Origin of the sequence: Actinokineospora sp., assembly GCF_052390155.1 — a bacterium.
Taxonomy (GTDB): domain Bacteria; phylum Actinomycetota; class Actinomycetes; order Mycobacteriales; family Pseudonocardiaceae; genus Actinokineospora.
In genome coordinates, this window is record NZ_JBQTHF010000087.1 from 1 (window position 1) to 16,442 (window position 16,442).

Consider the following 16,442-nt stretch of genomic DNA (forward strand, 5'->3'; position numbering starts at 1 on the left):
CGCGGTGGCTCCAACCGCTACGACCGACGCCCCGCGAACACCCCGGCCGTTCAGACCGTCACCTACCGGATCGTCCTGCACCCGCTACAGCCAAAACCAACATGATCTTTTAAGGCAGTGGCATTGCCCCAGACCCCCACGGTGCGTTTTCGTTCCTGAACCAGCTTGGTTTCGGTCTCGGCGCTACGCGCCATCGGTAGGGCACGCCAGAGACATTTCCGTCCTGAAGTCCGCAGGATTGGTCTCGAACTTCGCTGGAATGCGGAATTTCACCTAATTGGGTGAATGAAGACCAAGTCAGGGCAGCGGGAGTGGGAGTGGGCAGAGCAGGTCGGGGGGGTGCCTATTCCGCCCCCTGGACCTCGTACAGGCCATCCCTAACGGTGGGGCGGTGGTGTCAAGGGTCGGCAGAACGCCGATCGCGCAGCGACGGCCGCTTGCGGCCGCCCTTGATACCACCGCCCCAGCGTTAGACCATTGATGGCCGAGGGAGCACCTGTCGCAGCAAGCACCCACGCCGAGGAGCACCCACAGCCGCGAGGGCCCCGCGGGGGGCAGCCCGGCGGAGCGGCGGTCTTAGCAGCGGGCGTGAGATCGTGGACCGATGAGCGGGACGTCGGAGTTGTCCGCCGGGACGATGGATGCGGTGGAGCGGGCGTCGGGGAAGTTGGCGGCCGCGGCGTTGGCGGCGATGGAGGAGCAGTTCGCCTGGTTCGGCCGGATGCCCGCCGACCAGCGGGCCAATGTGCTGCTCGTCGCCCAGCACGGCGTCGCCGGATTCGCGGCGTGGCTGCGCGACCCCCAGGAAGCCCTCCGCATGACCACCGACACCTTCCGCGGCGCACCGCGCGACCTGTCCCGGTGGATCAGCCTGCGGCAGACCGTCGAGATGGTGCGGGTCTCGCTGCAGGTGTTCGAGGACATGGTGCCCGACCTGGCCGCCGACGCGGCCGAGCACGCGGTGCTGTCCGAGGCGGTGCTGCGCTACGGCCGCGAGGTCGCGTTCGCCTCGGCCATGTCCTACGCCTCCGCGGCCGAGGCGCGCGGTGCCTGGGACGCGCGGCTGGAGGCGCTCGTCGTGGACGGGATCGTGCGTGGCGACGCGGAGGAGTCCCTGCTGTCGCGGGCCGCCGCGCTCGGGTGGGATCCGGCGGCCGAGGCGACCGTCCTGGTGGGCAACCCGCCGTCGGACGACCCGCCGACCGTGGTCTACGAGGTGCGCAGCCGGGCCGCGCGGGCAGGGCGGGCAGTGCTGCTGGGCGTGCAGGGCTCGCGCCTGGTGGTGGTCTTCGCGGGCCCGACCGGGGCAGCCGACCACGGGGTCATGAGCCGAATGGCCGAGGCGTTCGGCGCGGGCGCGGTGGTCGCGGGCCCGACGGTCGCCAGCCTCGCCGAAGCGCACCGCAGTTCCGCCGACGCGCTGTCGGGCCTGCGCGCGGTGGTGGCGTGGCCCGACGCGCCGCGGCCGGTGCGGTCGGCCGACCTGCTGCCCGAGCGCGCGCTGGCGGGCGACCCCGAGGCCGAGTGGCAGCTCATCGACCGGGTCGCGCGGCCGCTGGAGGGGGCGGGCGGCGCGCTGCAGGAGACCGTCGAAGCGTACCTGGCCGCGGGCGGCGTGCTGGAGACCTGCGCCAAGCAGCTCTTCGTCCACCCGAACACCGTGCGCTACCGGCTGCGCAAAGCCGCGGAGCTGACCGGACACAGCGCCAGCGACCCGCGGGACGCGCTGGTGCTGCGGGTGGCGCTCGCCGTCGGCCGGTTGTCGCGATCGCGTGGACTCTGGTAACACTGAGCGACATCGGGGTGGCGCACACCACAACGAACAACTAATACTGGTCCGCGTCGGTCATCTGGCGGCAACTTTTGTAGGTTTCCTACAAATCAGCCCGCATGACTTGGTGAGCTTCGGCATGCGTGCGAACGTCCTCGACGGTGTTCCCTAAGGGGGTGATCGCATTGCTCGCCCCCGGACAGGGCTCCCAGTCGCCCGGAATGCTCTCCCCGTGGCTGGATCTGCCGGGCGCCGCCGAGCGGCTGGCCGCCTGGTCGGAGGTCACCGGGCTCGACCTCGTCCGCCTGGGCACCACCGCCGACGCCGACGAAATCAAGGACACCGCGATAACCCAGCCGCTGATCGTCGCGGCGACGCTGCTGGCGTTCGAGGAGCTGAGCGCGCGCGTCGAGATCCCGGCAGACGTGATCGTCGCGGGCCACTCGATCGGCGAGTTCGCCGCCGCGGCCATGGCGGGGGTGCTCACCGCGGCCGACACGCTGGAACTGGCGGCCGTCCGGGGCCGCGAGATGGCCGCCGCGTGCGACCTGGAGCCGTCGGGCATGGCCGCCCTGGTCCGCGGCACCGAGGAAGACCACCTCGCCCGGCTCGCCGAACTCGGCCTCGTCGCGGCCAACCGCAACGGCGCGGGCCAGATCGTCGCCGCCGGGTCCGTCGCCGCGCTGGAGAAGCTGGTCGCCGAGCCGCCCGCGGGCACCAAGGTCATCATGCTCAAGGTCGCGGGCGCCTTCCACACGCACTACATGGCCCCCGCGCAGGACGCGCTGCGCAAGCACGCCGCGGGCTTGGCCGCCCCCGCCGACCCGAGCCGCACCCTGCTGTCCAACCGGGACGGCGCCGTGGTGTCCACCGGCACCGAGGTGCTCGACCGGCTGGTCGACCAGGTCACCAACCCGGTCCGGTGGGACCGCTGCCTGGTCGCCATGGCCGAGCGCGCGGTGTCCGCCGTGGTCGAGTTCCCGCCCGCGGGCGCGCTCGTCGGCCTGGCCAAGCGCGAACTGAAAGGCGTCCCCACGGTGGGCCTGAAGAAGCCCGAGGATCTCGACCGGGTGACCGAGCTGATCGGGAGTACCGAATGACCACACTGCGACTCGCCCAGGGCGCCACAGCAAGCCGGATCCTCGGCATCGGCAGTTTCCAGCCGGAGCGGATCGTCACCAACGACGAGCTGTCGCAGACGATGGACACCACTGACGAGTGGATCCTGGAGCGCGTCGGCATCGCCGAGCGCCGGTTCGCCGCCAAGGACGAGTCGCTGGTCGACATGGCCGTCATCGCGGGCGCGAACGCGGTGGCCGACGCGGGCCTCGCACCGTCCGATGTGGACACCGTGATCCTGGCCAACTGCACCATGCCGACGCCGATCCCCAACGGCGCGGCGCAGGTCGCCGACCGCATCGGGGTGAAGGCAGCTGGCGCGTTCGACCTCAACGCCGCCTGCGCGGGCTTCTGCTACGCGCTCAACCTCGCCTCCGACCTGGTGCGGGCGGGCTCGGCGCGGCGGGTGCTGGTGATCGGCGCGGAGAAGCTCACCGACTGGATCGACCCGGTCGACCGGGCCAACGCGATCATCTTCGCCGACGGCGCGGGCGCCGCGGTGGTCGGACCGGCCGACGAGCCCGGCATCGGCCCGGTGGTCTGGGGCAGCGCGGGCGACGTGGTCGACCTGATCGGCATGCGCGACGGCGTCATCTACCAGGAGGGCCAGTCGGTCTTCCGGTGGGCGACAACGCAGATCGCGCCGATCGCGCTGCGGGCGCTCGCCGTCGCGGGCATCGAACCGTCCGATGTGGACGTGCTGATCCCGCACCAGGCGAACCTGCGGATCGTCGAGTCGATCGCCAAGAAGCTGCGCGCCAAGGGCGCGCGGGAGGACATGGTCGTCGCGGACGACATCGTGTACTCCGGCAACACCTCCTCCGCCTCGATCCCGATGGCGATGGACCACATGCGCGCCGCTGGCCTGGTCAAGCCGGGCGACGTGGCGCTGCTGGTGGGGTTCGGGGCGGGCCTGTCCTACGCGGGACAGGTCGTGATCTGCCCCTGACCTGTCAGGGGAGGCAAGGCACCGGCCGGGTGCGGTACCCGAGCGGATGAACGAACAAGAAAGGACACCTGGCATGTCGGAGAAGCCCAGCGACGCCGAGATCCTCACCGGACTCGCCGAGATCGTCGAAGAGGTCGCGGGCGTCGCCCCCGACGACGTCACCCTGGAGAAGTCCTTCGTCGACGACCTGGACATCGACTCGCTGTCCATGGTCGAGATCGCCGTGCAGGCCGAGGACAAGTTCGGCGTGAAGATCCCGGACGACGAGCTGGCGAACCTCAAGACCGTCGGCGACGCGGTGAGCTACATCTCGAAGAACGTCTGACCGACCCCCCGCTCGACCCCCCGCTGTGAAGGAACCGTCATGAGCAACGTCGAGGTCGTCGTCACCGGGATCGGCGCCACCACGCCGCTCGGTGGCGACGCCAGGTCCACCTGGGAAGGGTTGCTCGCCGGGCACAACGGTATCCGGCGCAACGACAAGGAGTGGGTCGAGCGGTTCGACCTGCCCGCCCGGCTGGCGGCGACGCTGGCGGTCGACCCCGCCGACGTGCTGCCCCGGGTGCAGGCCCGCAGGCTCGACCGGTGCGAGCAGATCGCGCTCATCGCGGCACGGGAAGCGTGGGCCGACGCCGGGTTCGACCTGCCGACCGACGACCACGAGTCGGTGGACCCGGATCGGCTCGGGGTCAGCATCGGCACCGGGATCGGCGGGCCGGTGACCCTGCTCGACCAGGACGACATCCTGGAACAGCACGGGTTGCGCAAGGTCTCGCCGCTGACGGTGCCGATGTTGATGCCCAACGGCCCGGCCGCGCACGTCGGCATCGAACTGCGGGCGCGGGCCGGGGTGCACTCCCCGTGCTCGGCGTGCGCGTCGGGTGCCGAGGGGCTGGCCAACGCCTGGCAGATGATCCAGAACGGCCGCGCGGACGTGATGGTCGCGGGCGGCGCCGAGGCGTGCATCCACCCGATCACGGTGGCCGGGTTCTGCCAGTCGCGGACCCTGAGTACCCGCAACGACGAGCCCGAGCGCGCGTCCCGGCCGTTCGACACCGACCGCGACGGCTTCGTGCTCGGCGAGGGCGCGGGCGTGCTGGTGCTGGAGCGGGCCGACCACGCGGCGGCGCGCGGCGCGCGGGTCTACGGCAGGCTCGCGGGCTACGGCATGACCTCCGACGCCCACCACATCACGGGCAACCACCCCGAGGGCGTCGGCCAGATCAAGGCCATCGAGACCGCGGTACGCACGGCCGGGCTGACCGCCGCGGACATCGGCCACGTCAACGCGCACGCCACGTCCACCGTGGTGGGCGACGTGGGCGAGGCCGCCGCGATCCGCAAGGCGGTCGGCGACCACGTGGTGATCACCGCGCCGAAGGCGTCGCTGGGCCACCTGGTCGGCGGCGCGGGCGCGGTCGAGAGCATCATCACACTGTTGTCGATCTACTACGGCGTCATCCCGGCTACCCGAAACCTGGAGAACGTCGACCCCCGAGTCGGTCTGGACGTGGTCACCGGCCAGCCGCGCAAGATCGAACTCACCGCTGCCGTGAATGACTCGTTCGGCTTCGGCGGCCACAACGTCGCACTGGTCTTCACCGCGGCCTGACCACGAGTCGGACCGCTTGAACGACCGAATCCGTACCCCGAGGAGCACCCGATGACCGCCCTGGCCCCCTATCCGCACGGCGACGGCGCCCGCGCGATCGATCCGCGTGAGCCGGAGGTCCGGCTCGCCCGGCTCCTCGACCCCGGCTCGATGGCGCCGCTGCGGCCCGCGGACTCCAGCGGGGTGTACGCGGTGCGCGGCCGCATCGACGGCGTGAAGGTGGTCGGTTACTGCACCGACGCCACCAAGATGGGCGGCGCGATGGGCGCCGAGGGGTGCAGGCACATCGTGGAGGCGATCGACACCGCGCTGCGCGAGCGCTGCCCGGTGATCGGCATCTGGCACTGCGGCGGCGCGCGGCTGGCCGAGGGCGTCGAGTCGCTCGACGCGGTGGGCAACGTGTTCGCCGCGATCATCCGCGCGTCCGGGCGCGTCCCGCAGCTCTCGGTCGTCGTCGGCCCGGCCGCGGGTGGCGCGGCCTACGGTCCCGCGCTGACCGACATCGTGATCATGTCGCCGGAAGGCCGGGTGTTCGTGACCGGCCCGGACGTGGTGCGCAGCGTCACCGGCGAGCAGATCGACCAGGAGGGCCTGGGCGGCGCGGAGGCGCACGGCAAGCGCTCCGGCGTGGTGCACGTGCTGGCCGACGACGAGACCGACGCCTACACCCGGGCGCGTCGGATCACCAGCCTGTTCGCCAAGCCCGGCCTGTTCGACTTACACGCGGTCCGCGAGGAGCGCGACCTGCGCGCGCTACTGCCCGAGCAGCCCAACCGCGCCTACGACGTCAAGCCGCTGCTGCGCGGCATCCTCGACGCCGACGAGCACGGCGTGGCGCAGTTCGAGGAGTTGCAGGCCCGCTGGGCGCCGAACGTGGTGATCGGCCTGGGCAGGCTCGGCGGCCGCACGGTCGGCGTGATCGCGAACAACCCGCTGCGCAAGGGCGGCTGCCTGGATTCGCTCTCGGCGGAGAAGGCCGCCCGGTTCGTGCGGATGTGCGACAGCTTCGGGGTGCCGCTGCTGGTCGTCGTGGACGTCCCCGGCTATCTGCCCGGCGTCGGGCAGGAGTGGGAGGGCGTGGTGCGCCGCGGCGCGAAGCTGCTGCACGCCTTCGCCGAGGCCGTGGTCCCGCGGGTCACCCTGGTCACCCGCAAGTCCTACGGCGGCGCGTACATCGCGATGAACTCGCGCTCGCTGGGCGCGACCGCGGTGTTCGCCTGGCCGGAGGCGGAGGTCGCCGTGATGGGCGCCAAGGCCGCGGTCGGCATCCTGCACCGCAAGAAGCTCGCCGCCGCGCCCGAGGAGGAGCGCGAGGCGCTGCACGCGCGGCTCACCGCCGAGCACGAGCGGATCGCGGGCGGCGTCGACCGGGCGATGGCCATCGGCGTGGTCGACGAGGTCATCGACCCGCGCGGCACTCGGCAGAAGCTCGCCGAGGCGCTGGCCGCCGCCCCCGCGGGGCGCGGGGCGCACGGCAACATTCCGCTGTAGTCAGCACGCCTCGTGCTGGGGTGAGGCACCGGTGGCGCCCGCGTCGAGTTTCCACACGTCGTCCTCGACGGTCAGCGGGAACACGACGCGCCACCGGATGCACTCGGCAGGCAGCTCCAGCGGCGCGTCGACCACGTCCTGGTTGCTGATGAAGGTCAGCAGCACCCGGGCGCTGGTCGCCGGTCCCGTCTCGATCCGGTACACCACGACGCTGCCGTCCTGGGTCGAGCGGTAGGCCGCCCGCCAGTTCTGCTCCGGCATGTCCTTGATCCGGCCCGCGGTGACCGTGGTCTGCCAGCGGTCGTAGTTCTTGCCGTTGATGGCGTCGAAGTAGGTCTGCAGGAGTTGGCGAACGGTCTCGTAGAGCGGGTGCTGGGTGGCGTCGCGGGTGGCGCGCACGTCGCGGGGGCCGGGCTGGTCGGCGACGGGCAGCGTGCTCTCGCTGGGCAGGATCGCGGGCGGCGCGGCGGCCAGGCCCGCGTCGGCGTAGAACTCGCGGGCGACCAGGCCGCCCGTCGCGGTCACCGCGACCGCGACCAACACCACCGGCAGCAGCCACGGTTGCCGGGTTCCCGCCTCACGCACCCCACCAGGGTGCCACAGCGCTCAGCCCACCCGGTGCAGCCAGGTCACCGGCGCCCCGTCGCCCGCGCGGCGGTAGGGCTCCAGGGCCTCGTCCCAGGACGCGCCGAGCACCTCGTCGACGCCGTAGGCGAAGGACTCGCCCGCGCGTGCGGCGGCCGCGAGGGTGCGGAGCTGGTCCTCGCCGACAACGACATCGCCGTTGGCGCTGGTGCGGCCGTGCCAGAGACCGAGGGTGGGCGCGAAGCAGAAGCGTTCGCCGTCGACGCCGGGGCTGGGCTCCTCGGTGACCTCGAAGCGGGTCATCGGCCAGGCGCGCAGGGCGCCGACGAGCTTGCCGCCGGTGCCCGCGTCGCCCGTCCACGCGCACTCGGCGCGAAGCTGGCCGGGCGCGGCGGGCTGCGCGGTCCAGCGCAACTCGGCGCGGACTCCGAGGGTGCCCGAAATAGCCCACTCGACGTGCGGACAGACCGCAGCCGGCGACGAGTGGACGTACACCACGCCTTGGGTGTTTCCACGGGTGCTCACTGCTGACCTCCGCTGCTCGACGAGGATCGTCTTCCCCTACGTCCGTCGCGATCACCGGATGTCTTGCTCACACGGGCGGATTACCCGTACTCATTGTGCCCTGCCACCGGACACTTTGGCCACACGAACCACGAAAGACCTCGGTGGCCACATCGGGATTACCCGACCGAAATGCGAATGGCCCGCCGTGGGGCGCTCGCTCGGCGCAATTGTCGGATGGACCACACCGATAGCCGTGGGCCGCCCGGTGACAGGCCGGCTCAGCCGCTCGCCGGTGCCCCCGATAACGTGTCGCCCAGGACGCCGTTCGAGATCGAATCGAGATCCGTCGGCCGGGCACGTGGAGGTGGCTGGTGCGGCTGCTGCGGCTGGGGGACAACACCGCCACGGTCGGCACCGACCTGCGTGCCGCGCTCGCCTCGTGGGGCCGCGGCGACGCCATCCGCGGCGGGGTGGCCCTGCTCGGCGTGCAGCCGCCGGACTGCCCGAACCCGGTCGAGGCGATTGTGCTGCTGCCGCGCGGAATTCTGGTGGTGGCCGGGGTCGACCTGCCCGACCCGGCCGTCCGGCTCGACGCGCCGCTGTCCGGGCAGTGGAAGACGGACGGCTGGCCGCTGGTGCGGCCGGATGGCGCGGTGAACCCGGCGGGCGACGCGGTCGCGGCGACGTCCGCGATCACCGCTCGGCTGCAGGCCGAACGGGTGGAGCCGCTGCCGATCGGCACGGTCATCGCGGTCGGGCCGTACGTGTCCCAGGTGTCGCAGCCCACGGCCGACCTGGTGCGCGGCGTGCGCATCCTGCACCCGGAGCCGGGGACGCTGCTGACCGCGGCCCGCGAACTGGCCACCCACGGTCGCGCGTGCACCGTCGAGCAGGTCCGGCAGGTGCTGGCGGTGCTGCACCCGGACGGGCCGGAGATCGACACCGCCGACCTGGTCGCGGAGGGCTTCGCGGCCACCGGCCGGGCCGCCGAGACCACCGCGTTCATCCCGCGCGGCGCGCTCACGCCCGCGGCGCCCGTGCGCGAGTCCGGCAAGCTGCGGTGGCTGCCCATCGCCGCGGCGCTGCTGGTCCTGCTGCTGCTGATCGCCGGGATCGCGGTCGCCATCGGTTCGACCGACGACTCCCCCGCCCCGCGCACGGACGGCGCGGGCTCCGCGGCGATCCCGATCGACGGGGTTTCCTTCGCCGCCAAGGGTTCGGTGGAACACGCCGACTGCGCCCCGTACGCCTACGGCGACGTACAGGCGTGGCTGACGACCAACGGCTGCGCCCGGCTGATCCGCGCCCGGTTCGAGGCGACCTCGGACGGCAAACAGGCGGCCGTGCTGGTCGCGGTGCTTCGGTTCAACAAGAGCGTGTCGGCGACGGAGATGCGCGCGGTGGCGGACAAGCCGGGCGCGGGCGGCGTCGCCGACCAGGCCGTCGAGGGCGTCGCGTGGCCGGGCGAGCACAGGCCCGCCTTCGAGTCTGCCGCCTACGCCAGCGGCCGGGAGGGCAACAGCGTCAAGCTCGTCCAGGTGGTCTGGCTCGGCCAACCGTCCACTCCAGACGACCCGGCGCTGCGCGGCATCGCCACCAGGGCGCTGCAGATCACCCTCGCGAGTTGAGCCGATCGGCCAGTTCCGGCGCGTAGGCGAACAGGCCGGGCAGTCCGCCGGTGTGCAGGAAGACCACGGTCTCGGCTGCGGTGATCTCGCCGGCGCGGACCTGGTCGATGAACGCGGCGGCGGCCTTCCCGGTGTAGACGGGGTCGAGGGTGATGGCCTCGGTGCGGGCGAACAGCCGCAGCGCGTCCCACACCTGGTCGGTCGGGATGCCGTAGCCGGGGCCGACCGCGCGGTCGGTGGTGCGCAGCCGGTCCAGCGCGGGCGCCGGGCGGCCCATCAACTCGGCGGACGCGGCGGCGAGGCGGCGGATGTCGGCCAGAGACTCCTCGGCCGTGTGCGACACACAGCCGCCGTCGACGATCACGTTGCGCCCCAACAGGTCCACCGCGAGCGCGACCCCGGCGGCGGTGCCCGCGCTGCCGACCGGCACGACCAGCCGGTGCACCTCCAGGCCGAGCGAGTCGAGCTGGGCGAACAGCTCGACCGTGGCGGCGACGTAGCCGAGGACGCCGAGCGGGCTGGACCCGCCGACGGGGAACGTGGCGACCGTGCGGCCGTCGGTGGCGGCGGTGTCGATCACCCGCCGGTAGGTCTCGGCGGTGTCCGCGTCGTCGGCGCAGAGGTGCACGGTGGCGCCGTAGAGGCGGTCGAGGGCGATGTTGCCGGAGCGCTCGTACGCCTCGCCTGCGCGCGGGACGCTGCGGGTGAGCACGAGTTCGCAGCGCAGGCCCAGGCGCGCGCAGGCGGCGGCGGTCTGGCGGCCGTGGTTGCTCTGCACGGCGCCGAAGGTGACCACCGTGTCGGCGCCGTCGGCGAGCGCGGCGCCGAGCAGGAACTCCAGCTTGCGCAGCTTGTTGCCGCCCGCGCCGATGCCGCCGACGTCGTCGCGCTTGACCAGCACACGCGGGCCGCCGAGCGCCGCGGACAGCCGCGGGCAGTCGTCGATCGGGGTCGGCCAGTGGCCGAGCGGGACGCGGGGGAACGCGGACAGGTCGACGGCCATGGCGGCACCCTATCGACGCTCAGGCGAGAGAGTGTCCGAGCGCGGCGGCGCCGACGCCCGCGACGAGGCTGACCGAGACGTTGGCGAACGCGCGCGGGTAGGCGCGGTCCTCCAGCAGCCGGACGGTCTCGTAGCCGAACGCGCTGTAGGTGGTGAGGGCGCCGCAGAAGCCGGTGCCGAGCAGGGTGCCAACCCACGCGGAGGCGCCCGCGAGCCCACCGAGGACGACCGAGCCCGCGACGTTGACCGCGAGCGTGCCCCAGGGGAATCCGGGCCCGAACCGGCGGCGCAGCGCCTGGTCGGTGAGGTAGCGCAGGGGCGCGCCGACGGCGGCGCCGAGCGTGATGAGCAGTGCCGTCACCCGACCGCCCACCGCGCGAGCCGCATCCCCGCAGCGACCGCGACCAGCGCACACAAGACCGTGCCGAGCAGATAGGCCACCGCGATCGGCATCGACGCCGAGGTCAGCAGGGCGCGGACTTCCTCGGCGTAGCCGCTGAAGGTGGTGAATCCACCGAGTACGCCGACACCGAGAAATGGTCTCACAAGCGGGTGTCGGATGCGCCGCTCGGTGACCCCGACCATCAGTGCGCCGATGAGCGCACAGCCGACGGAATTCACCAGCAAGGTACCCAGTGGAAATCCGCCCGGTTTCGTCGGCAGGGCGCTGATCAGCGCAAACCTGGCCAACGCGCCGAGCGCGCCGCCCACCGCCACCGCGGTGAGCGGCTGCCACCGCGCAATGTCCGATTCCCCCTGGTCAGTCGCCATGTCGCCTCCCGGGTTGATTATCGCCGGACGCCACACCGGACCTGCTCACCGGTTCCCCGAGGCGTTTCCGATACCCTTCCGCGTGATCGGTACCGAAATGCCGACCGCCGCCGGGACATCGCCGAGCGAATTCGGCCGACCCGAGCAGGAAACGACTCTCAGCACGCGGAGGAAATCGTGGCGCAGAAGACCGTTGTCGAACTGGTCGACGATCTCGACGGTGGAGAGGCCGACGAGACTGTCGCCTTCGCCATCGACGGCGTGGACTTCCTGATCGACCTCTCCAGCGACAACGCCGAGCGGCTGCGCGACGCCGTGGCCGAGTTCGTCGGCCACGCGCGGCGCACCGGGGGCCGCCGGGCGAAGACCGCCGCCGCGCCGCGCAAGTCCGCGTCCGCCAGTGAGAAGGCCGACAACCAGGCGATCCGCGAGTGGGCGCGCAGCCAGGGCGAGACCATCGCCGAGCGCGGTCGGATCCCGGCGGCGCTGGTGATCAAGTTCCAGGAAGCGCACGGGAACTGAGGTCGGGCAGCCTGGCCGGTGCCGGCATGGCCCAGTCCCCGAGTCTGCGCACGGCGGTGACCGGCGCGGGCTCCGGGTCGCGGGCCAGCCGGAACCCGCCGGGCATGGCCAGCGCGGCCGCCCGGAACGCCCGTGTCGCCATGGTGGTGACAGGGCCGGGATAGGCGCGGCGGCCGTATAGGCGCCGTGCCCACCCGGGCAGCAGCGAGTACGACAGGTGCCCGATGGTCGGCTCGTAGAGCCGGACTCCCATCGCGAGCAGTCCGGTCACGGGCGGGCGGTGCAGGAAGTCGTAGATCACGTCGGTGTCCGGGGTGCGCCGAAGCGTCGGGTAGATGCCCCTGAGGTAGGCCGACATCTCCTCGACCGACCCGGGCACCTCGTCGGGGTCGAGGCCGACGAGGGCGGCGCTGGTGCGCTGCTCGTGGAAGTACTGGTCGGCGTGCGCCTTGGTGAGCGGATAGCCCGCCCGGCGCACGACTGACAGGAACGACGCCACCTCGGCGCAGTGCACCCACAGCAGCAGTTCGGGCTCGTCTACGCGGAACTGCTCACCGTGCTCGTCCCTGGCACGCAGCGACCGGTGGACGCGGCGCACCCGCGCGCCCGCCTGCTCGGCCTCGCCCACGGTGCCGTACGTGCTGACGCCGACGAAGTTCGCCGTCCGCACGAGCCTGCCCAGCGGGTCGGACTGGAAGTCGGAGTTCTGCACGACGCCCGCGACCGCGCGGGGGTGCAGCGCCTGCAGGTACAGGCTGCGAATGCCGCCGAACCACATCGCGGGGTCGGCGTGGATCTGCCAGGTCACCGAGTCCGGGCCGAAGAGGCCGAGATCGGCGCTGTCGATCACCGCGGGCTGGCTCATGACTCAAGCATGCCTGACGGTCGGCCGAACTAGGGTTCGGTGATGAGCGTCAAACGCATCGTTCCCGACCTGACCACCGAACGCCCCGCCGAGACCCGCGCGTTCTACACCGGCCTGCTCGGACTCGACGTCGCGATGGACCTGGGCTGGGTGGCCACCCTGGTCTCGGCGAGCAGTCCGGCGTCGCAGATCATCATCATGGACGCGGCGGAGGTGTCCGACCAGCGGCCGGACATGTCCGTCGAGGTCGACGACGTCGACGCGGTGCACGCGCGGGCGGTCGAACTCGGCCTGCCCATCGCCTATGCGCTGCGCGACGAGCCGTGGGGCGTTCGGCGGTTCTTCGTGGCCGACCCGGACGGTCGGCTGGTGAACGTCCTGAGCCACCGGGTCACAGCGCCTTGAGTTCCTCGGTCACCTCCGACACCGAGGACTTGGCGTCGCCGAACAGCATCGTGGTCTTCGGGTCGAGATAGAGGGCGTTGTCGACGCCCGCGAACCCCGGGGCCATGCCACGCTTGAGGACGATCACCGAGCGGCTCTCGTCCACATTGAGGATCGGCATGCCGTAGATCGGGGAGTCCGGGTCGGTGCGCGCGGCCGGGTTGGTGACGTCGTTGGCGCCGATCACCATGGCCACGTCGGTGCGGCCGAACTCCCGGTTGATCTCGTCCATCTCCTTGAGGTTGTCGTAGGCGACGTCGGCCTCGGCGAGCAGCACGTTCATGTGGCCCGGCATCCGCCCGGCAACCGGGTGGATCGCGTAGTAGACCGAGACTCCCTTGGCCTCCAACAGATCCGCCATCTCGCGCACCGCGTGCTGCGCCTGCGCCACGGCCATACCGTAGCCCGGGACGATGATCACCTGGTTGGCGTAGGCCATCTGCACGGCCGCATCGGCGGCGCTGGTGCGCCGCACCGAGCCGTCGGCGGCCGCCACGGGCCCGCCGCCGGTTCCCCCACCGCCGCCGAAGCCGCCCGCGACGATGGCCGGGATGGACCGGTTCATGGCCTTGGCCATGAGGTTCGTCAGGATCGTGCCGGACGCGCCGACGATCATGCCCGCGACGATCAGCGCGGTGTTGTCCAGCGCCAGGCCCATCGCGGCGGCGCTGAGGCCGGTGAGCGCGTTGAGCAGCGAGATGACGACCGGCATGTCGGCGCCGCCGATCGGCAGCACGACCATCACGCCCAGCACAGCCGAGGCGACCAGCAGGCCGACCATCAGCCACTCGGACCCCGAGCCCGCGACCGCGAATCCCGCGCACGCCACGGAAACCAGCAGCAGCACCAGGTTCAGCGGCTGCTGGAGCCGCCCGATCCCGATCGGACGGCCGGAGATGATCTCCTGGAGCTTGCCGAAGGCGACGGTGGAACCCCAGAACGACACCGAGCCCACGATCGCCGAGAACAGGCTGGCGATGGCGACATAGCCGGGCTCATGGGCGAACCCGTCGCTCTGCCGGAACTCCACCCAGGCGATCAGCGCCACCGCGCCGCCGCCGACGCCGTTGAACAGCGCCACCATCTGCGGCATCGCGGTCATCTTGACCCGCCGGGCCGCGGGCACGCCGACCGCGGTGCCGATCGCGAGGCCGAGCAGGATCAGCCCCCAGTTGCCCATGCCGGGCGTGAGCAGCGTCGCCACCACGGCCACCGCCATGCCCGCCGCCGCGAGCCAGTTGCCGCGCACGGCCGTGCGCGGGCCGGTGAGCCCCATCAGGCCGTAGATGAACAGCGCGAACGCGACGATGTAGAGGCACTGGATCAGCACGTCGCGGGTCATTTGTCCGTCCTCTTGGGACTGTTGTCCTTGGCCTTGAACATGGCCAGCATCCGATCGGTGACCAGGAATCCGCCGATCACGTTGATCGTGCCGAACGCGATCGCCACCACCAGCAGGATCTTGTCCAGCGCGCCGTCGGCGCTGAGGCCGAGCACGATCAGCCCGCCCAGCAGCACGATGCCGTGGATGGCGTTCGTGCCGGACATGAGCGGTGTGTGCAAGGTGTTGGGCACCTTGGAGATCACCGCGAAGCCGACGAAGCCCGCGAGGACGAGCACCGCCAGGTTCTGCACCAGCATCTAGGGTTCCTCCCTGGTCACGCACGCCCCGGCGACGACCTCGTCGGCGAAGTCGAGCGCCAGCGCGCCCTCCGCGTCGACCAGGAGTTCCAGCAGGGCGGCGACATTGCGCGCATACAGCTCGCTCGCGTGTTCGGGCATGGCGGCGGGCAGGTTCAGCGGCGCCGCGATCGTCACCCCGTGCGCGACGACCACCGCACCCGGCTCACTCAACTCGCAGTTGCCGCCCGACTCGCCCGCGAGGTCGATGACCACGCTGCCCGGCCGCATCCCCTTCACGGCTTCGTCGGTGACCAGCGTCGGCGCGGTCCGGCCCGGCACGAGGGCGGTGGTGATCACCACGTCGAAACCGGTGATGGCCCGCGAGAGTTGGCGCTGCTGCTCCTCGCGTTCGGCGTCGGTGAGGGCGCGGGCGTAGCCGCCGGAGCCCGCGGCCTCGATGCCGAGGTCGAGCCACTGGGAACCGACCGAGCGGACCTGCTCGGCCACCTCGGGGCGCACGTCGTAGCCGGTGGTGTGCGCGCCGAGCCTGCGCGCGGTGGCCAGCGCCTGGAGGCCCGCCACGCCAGCGCCCAGGACCAGAACCTTCGCGGGCGGCACGGTTCCGGCGGCGGTGGTGAGCATGGGGAAGAACCTGGTCAGATGCTCGGCGGCGAGCAGCGCGGCCCGGTAGCCCGCGACGTTGGCCTGCGAGGACAGCGCGTCCATCGACTGCGCCCGGGAGATGCGCGGGACGGATTCGACGGCGAACCCGGTCACCCCCGCGTCGGCCAGCGCCCGCACCCCGTCTGGGTCGGTCAGCGGAGCCAGGAACCCGACCAGCACACTGCCCCGACGCAGCCGCCCGATCTCGTCGCGCCCCGGCGGCGCCACCTTCACCACGACGTCGGCCGACCAGGGGTCGCCGAGGGTGGCACCGGCACGGGCGTAGGACTCGTCGGGTATCAGGGCACCCGCCCCCGCACCGGGTTCGACCACGACTTCGAGCCCACGGGCCCGCAACCGTTCGACCACTTTGGGCACAAGCGCGACGCGTCGCTCGCCCACAACGGTCTCCCGCGGGACGCCGACGACTGTGTTGGCGATCACAGTACAGTTGTACCATTTGAACGCCGGATGGGCCGGGATCACAGTTGCCAGTCGCGGACAAACCTGCCCGCTCCCGCGCCGCCGAGTCCGCCGACGTGGACCGAGCAGGGCACCAGGTGATCTCCGCGATCACATCGGGCCGCTTCCTTCAATTCTCTGAACAAGTGAGCCGCTACTTAGAGCGTGTCTCACTTGGTGAGTTTCTTGTAGCAGGTGAGTGCGGCGGCGAGGGTGAGGAATCCGCAGAAGAGGTCGCCGTGGCGTTCGTAGCGGATGGTCAGGCGGCGGTAGCCGAACAGCCAGGCCATCGTGCGTTCGATGACCCAGCGGTGGCGGCCGAGGCGGGTGTTGGACTCGATGCCCTTGCGCGCTAGGCGCGGGACGATGCCCCGGTTGCGCAGCCAGGCGCGCAGGTCGCGGGAGTCGTAGGCCTTGTCGGCGTGGA

19 protein-coding genes are annotated in these 16,442 nt (G+C 71.9%); 9 read left to right on the forward strand and 10 right to left on the reverse strand.

The window, feature by feature from the left end:
* Positions 1 to 604: 604 nt before the first annotated feature.
* The 6 genes from ACT4N7_RS25810 to ACT4N7_RS25835 all read left to right on the forward strand — a co-directional run bounded on the left by ACT4N7_RS25810 (position 605) and on the right by ACT4N7_RS25835 (position 6,942).
* Entirely contained in the window at positions 605 to 1,786 is a 1,182-nt protein-coding gene (locus ACT4N7_RS25810; RefSeq protein WP_444831445.1) for a PucR family transcriptional regulator, read from the forward strand.
* Positions 1,787 to 1,932: 146 nt separating this feature from the next.
* Positions 1,933 to 2,871 (forward strand): ACP S-malonyltransferase, encoded by a 939-nt coding sequence (locus ACT4N7_RS25815; protein ID WP_444831446.1) that lies wholly within the window; start codon positions 1,933 to 1,935, stop codon positions 2,869 to 2,871.
* Positions 2,868 to 3,839 (forward strand): beta-ketoacyl-ACP synthase III, encoded by a 972-nt coding sequence (locus ACT4N7_RS25820; RefSeq protein ID WP_444831447.1) that lies wholly within the window; start codon positions 2,868 to 2,870, stop codon positions 3,837 to 3,839. The genes ACT4N7_RS25815 and ACT4N7_RS25820 overlap by 4 nt, the downstream gene beginning before the upstream one ends.
* A 73-nt stretch (positions 3,840 to 3,912) precedes the next feature.
* The gene (locus ACT4N7_RS25825; RefSeq protein WP_444831448.1) at positions 3,913 to 4,164 is read left to right on the forward strand and encodes an acyl carrier protein; all 252 of its coding nucleotides are present in this window, start codon (positions 3,913 to 3,915) and stop codon (positions 4,162 to 4,164) included.
* Positions 4,165 to 4,203: 39 nt separating this feature from the next.
* Entirely contained in the window at positions 4,204 to 5,451 is a 1,248-nt protein-coding gene (locus tag ACT4N7_RS25830) for a beta-ketoacyl-[acyl-carrier-protein] synthase family protein (RefSeq protein ID WP_444831449.1), read from the forward strand.
* 51 nt (positions 5,452 to 5,502) lie between these two features.
* On the forward strand, positions 5,503 to 6,942 hold the full coding sequence (locus ACT4N7_RS25835; RefSeq protein WP_444831450.1) for an acyl-CoA carboxylase subunit beta: 1,440 nt from the start codon (positions 5,503 to 5,505) through the stop codon (positions 6,940 to 6,942).
* Here the strand turns inward: ACT4N7_RS25835 and ACT4N7_RS25840 are convergent, their stop codons facing one another.
* Both ACT4N7_RS25840 and ACT4N7_RS25845 read right to left on the reverse strand, forming a co-directional pair.
* Positions 6,943 to 7,527 (reverse strand): hypothetical protein, encoded by a 585-nt coding sequence (locus ACT4N7_RS25840; RefSeq protein ID WP_444831451.1) that lies wholly within the window; start codon positions 7,525 to 7,527, stop codon positions 6,943 to 6,945. It lies immediately after the preceding gene.
* Positions 7,528 to 7,548: 21 nt separating this feature from the next.
* Positions 7,549 to 8,052 carry a DUF3145 domain-containing protein gene (locus ACT4N7_RS25845; protein WP_444831452.1) on the reverse strand — a complete coding sequence of 168 codons (504 nt, stop codon included), beginning with the start codon at positions 8,050 to 8,052 and terminating at the stop codon, positions 7,549 to 7,551.
* A gap of 353 nt (positions 8,053 to 8,405) precedes the next feature.
* On the opposite strand from ACT4N7_RS25845, the gene ACT4N7_RS25850 reads away from it, so the two are divergent.
* Complete coding sequence (locus ACT4N7_RS25850) at positions 8,406 to 9,662, forward strand: hypothetical protein (RefSeq protein WP_444831453.1); 1,257 nt, start codon at positions 8,406 to 8,408, stop codon at positions 9,660 to 9,662.
* On the opposite strand, the gene ACT4N7_RS25855 is transcribed toward ACT4N7_RS25850, so the two are convergent.
* Genes ACT4N7_RS25855 through crcB form a run of 3 tightly spaced genes read right to left on the reverse strand, consistent with a single transcriptional unit; the run spans position 9,646 to position 11,436 of the window.
* The gene (locus ACT4N7_RS25855) at positions 9,646 to 10,665 is read right to left on the reverse strand and encodes a D-cysteine desulfhydrase family protein (protein ID WP_444831454.1); all 1,020 of its coding nucleotides are present in this window, start codon (positions 10,663 to 10,665) and stop codon (positions 9,646 to 9,648) included. The genes ACT4N7_RS25850 and ACT4N7_RS25855 overlap by 17 nt on opposite strands.
* A 19-nt stretch (positions 10,666 to 10,684) precedes the next feature.
* Positions 10,685 to 11,026, reverse strand: a complete 342-nt coding sequence (locus ACT4N7_RS25860; RefSeq protein WP_444831455.1) for a fluoride efflux transporter FluC — start codon at positions 11,024 to 11,026, stop codon at positions 10,685 to 10,687.
* Entirely contained in the window at positions 11,023 to 11,436 is a 414-nt protein-coding gene (gene crcB / locus ACT4N7_RS25865; RefSeq protein WP_444831456.1) for a fluoride efflux transporter CrcB, read from the reverse strand. Before crcB ends, ACT4N7_RS25860 begins: the two co-directional genes overlap by 4 nt.
* A gap of 177 nt (positions 11,437 to 11,613) precedes the next feature.
* On the opposite strand from crcB, the gene ACT4N7_RS25870 reads away from it, so the two are divergent.
* Positions 11,614 to 11,958, forward strand: a complete 345-nt coding sequence (locus ACT4N7_RS25870; RefSeq protein WP_444831457.1) for a histone-like nucleoid-structuring protein Lsr2 — start codon at positions 11,614 to 11,616, stop codon at positions 11,956 to 11,958.
* On the opposite strand, the gene ACT4N7_RS25875 is transcribed toward ACT4N7_RS25870, so the two are convergent.
* Positions 11,930 to 12,823: an oxygenase MpaB family protein gene (locus ACT4N7_RS25875; protein WP_444831458.1), complete on the reverse strand. Its 894-nt coding sequence runs from the start codon at positions 12,821 to 12,823 to the stop codon at positions 11,930 to 11,932. The genes ACT4N7_RS25870 and ACT4N7_RS25875 overlap by 29 nt on opposite strands.
* A gap of 42 nt (positions 12,824 to 12,865) precedes the next feature.
* Here ACT4N7_RS25875 and ACT4N7_RS25880 point away from each other — a divergent pair, with 42 nt between their 5' ends.
* Positions 12,866 to 13,228, forward strand: coding sequence for a VOC family protein (locus tag ACT4N7_RS25880; protein ID WP_444831459.1), 363 nt, complete (start codon positions 12,866 to 12,868; stop codon positions 13,226 to 13,228).
* On the opposite strand, the gene ACT4N7_RS25885 is transcribed toward ACT4N7_RS25880, so the two are convergent.
* The 4 genes from ACT4N7_RS25885 to ACT4N7_RS25900 form a co-directional block, all read right to left on the reverse strand.
* The gene (locus ACT4N7_RS25885; protein WP_444831460.1) at positions 13,215 to 14,609 is read right to left on the reverse strand and encodes an NAD(P)(+) transhydrogenase (Re/Si-specific) subunit beta; all 1,395 of its coding nucleotides are present in this window, start codon (positions 14,607 to 14,609) and stop codon (positions 13,215 to 13,217) included. The two genes, ACT4N7_RS25880 and ACT4N7_RS25885, sit on opposite strands and share 14 nt — an antisense overlap.
* Positions 14,606 to 14,908 carry an NAD(P) transhydrogenase subunit alpha gene (locus ACT4N7_RS25890; protein ID WP_444831461.1) on the reverse strand — a complete coding sequence of 101 codons (303 nt, stop codon included), beginning with the start codon at positions 14,906 to 14,908 and terminating at the stop codon, positions 14,606 to 14,608. Before ACT4N7_RS25890 ends, ACT4N7_RS25885 begins: the two co-directional genes overlap by 4 nt.
* On the reverse strand, positions 14,909 to 15,997 hold the full coding sequence (locus tag ACT4N7_RS25895; RefSeq protein ID WP_444831462.1) for a Re/Si-specific NAD(P)(+) transhydrogenase subunit alpha: 1,089 nt from the start codon (positions 15,995 to 15,997) through the stop codon (positions 14,909 to 14,911). It lies immediately after the preceding gene.
* Positions 15,998 to 16,185: 188 nt separating this feature from the next.
* The coding region (locus ACT4N7_RS25900) for a transposase (protein WP_444831463.1) at positions 16,186 to 16,442 on the reverse strand (257 nt) is incomplete at its 5' end.

Excerpts from the sequence above, each read along its gene's own strand:
- ACT4N7_RS25825 (WP_444831448.1), top strand. The coding sequence starts at position 3,913 with ATGTCGGAGAAGCCCAGCGACGCCGAGATCCTCACCGGACTCGCCGAG.
- ACT4N7_RS25810 (WP_444831445.1), top strand. The coding sequence starts at position 605 with ATGAGCGGGACGTCGGAGTTGTCCGCCGGGACGATGGATGCGGTGGAG.
- ACT4N7_RS25885 (WP_444831460.1), bottom strand. The coding sequence starts at position 14,609 with ATGACCCGCGACGTGCTGATCCAGTGCCTCTACATCGTCGCGTTCGCG.
- ACT4N7_RS25820 (WP_444831447.1), top strand. The coding sequence starts at position 2,868 with ATGACCACACTGCGACTCGCCCAGGGCGCCACAGCAAGCCGGATCCTC.
- ACT4N7_RS25830 (WP_444831449.1), top strand. The coding sequence starts at position 4,204 with ATGAGCAACGTCGAGGTCGTCGTCACCGGGATCGGCGCCACCACGCCG.
- ACT4N7_RS25890 (WP_444831461.1), bottom strand. The coding sequence starts at position 14,908 with ATGCTGGTGCAGAACCTGGCGGTGCTCGTCCTCGCGGGCTTCGTCGGC.
- ACT4N7_RS25835 (WP_444831450.1), top strand. The coding sequence starts at position 5,503 with ATGACCGCCCTGGCCCCCTATCCGCACGGCGACGGCGCCCGCGCGATC.
- ACT4N7_RS25855 (WP_444831454.1), bottom strand. The coding sequence starts at position 10,665 with ATGGCCGTCGACCTGTCCGCGTTCCCCCGCGTCCCGCTCGGCCACTGG.
- ACT4N7_RS25880 (WP_444831459.1), top strand. The coding sequence starts at position 12,866 with ATGAGCGTCAAACGCATCGTTCCCGACCTGACCACCGAACGCCCCGCC.
- ACT4N7_RS25875 (WP_444831458.1), bottom strand. The coding sequence starts at position 12,823 with ATGAGCCAGCCCGCGGTGATCGACAGCGCCGATCTCGGCCTCTTCGGC.
- crcB (WP_444831456.1), bottom strand. The coding sequence starts at position 11,436 with ATGGCGACTGACCAGGGGGAATCGGACATTGCGCGGTGGCAGCCGCTC.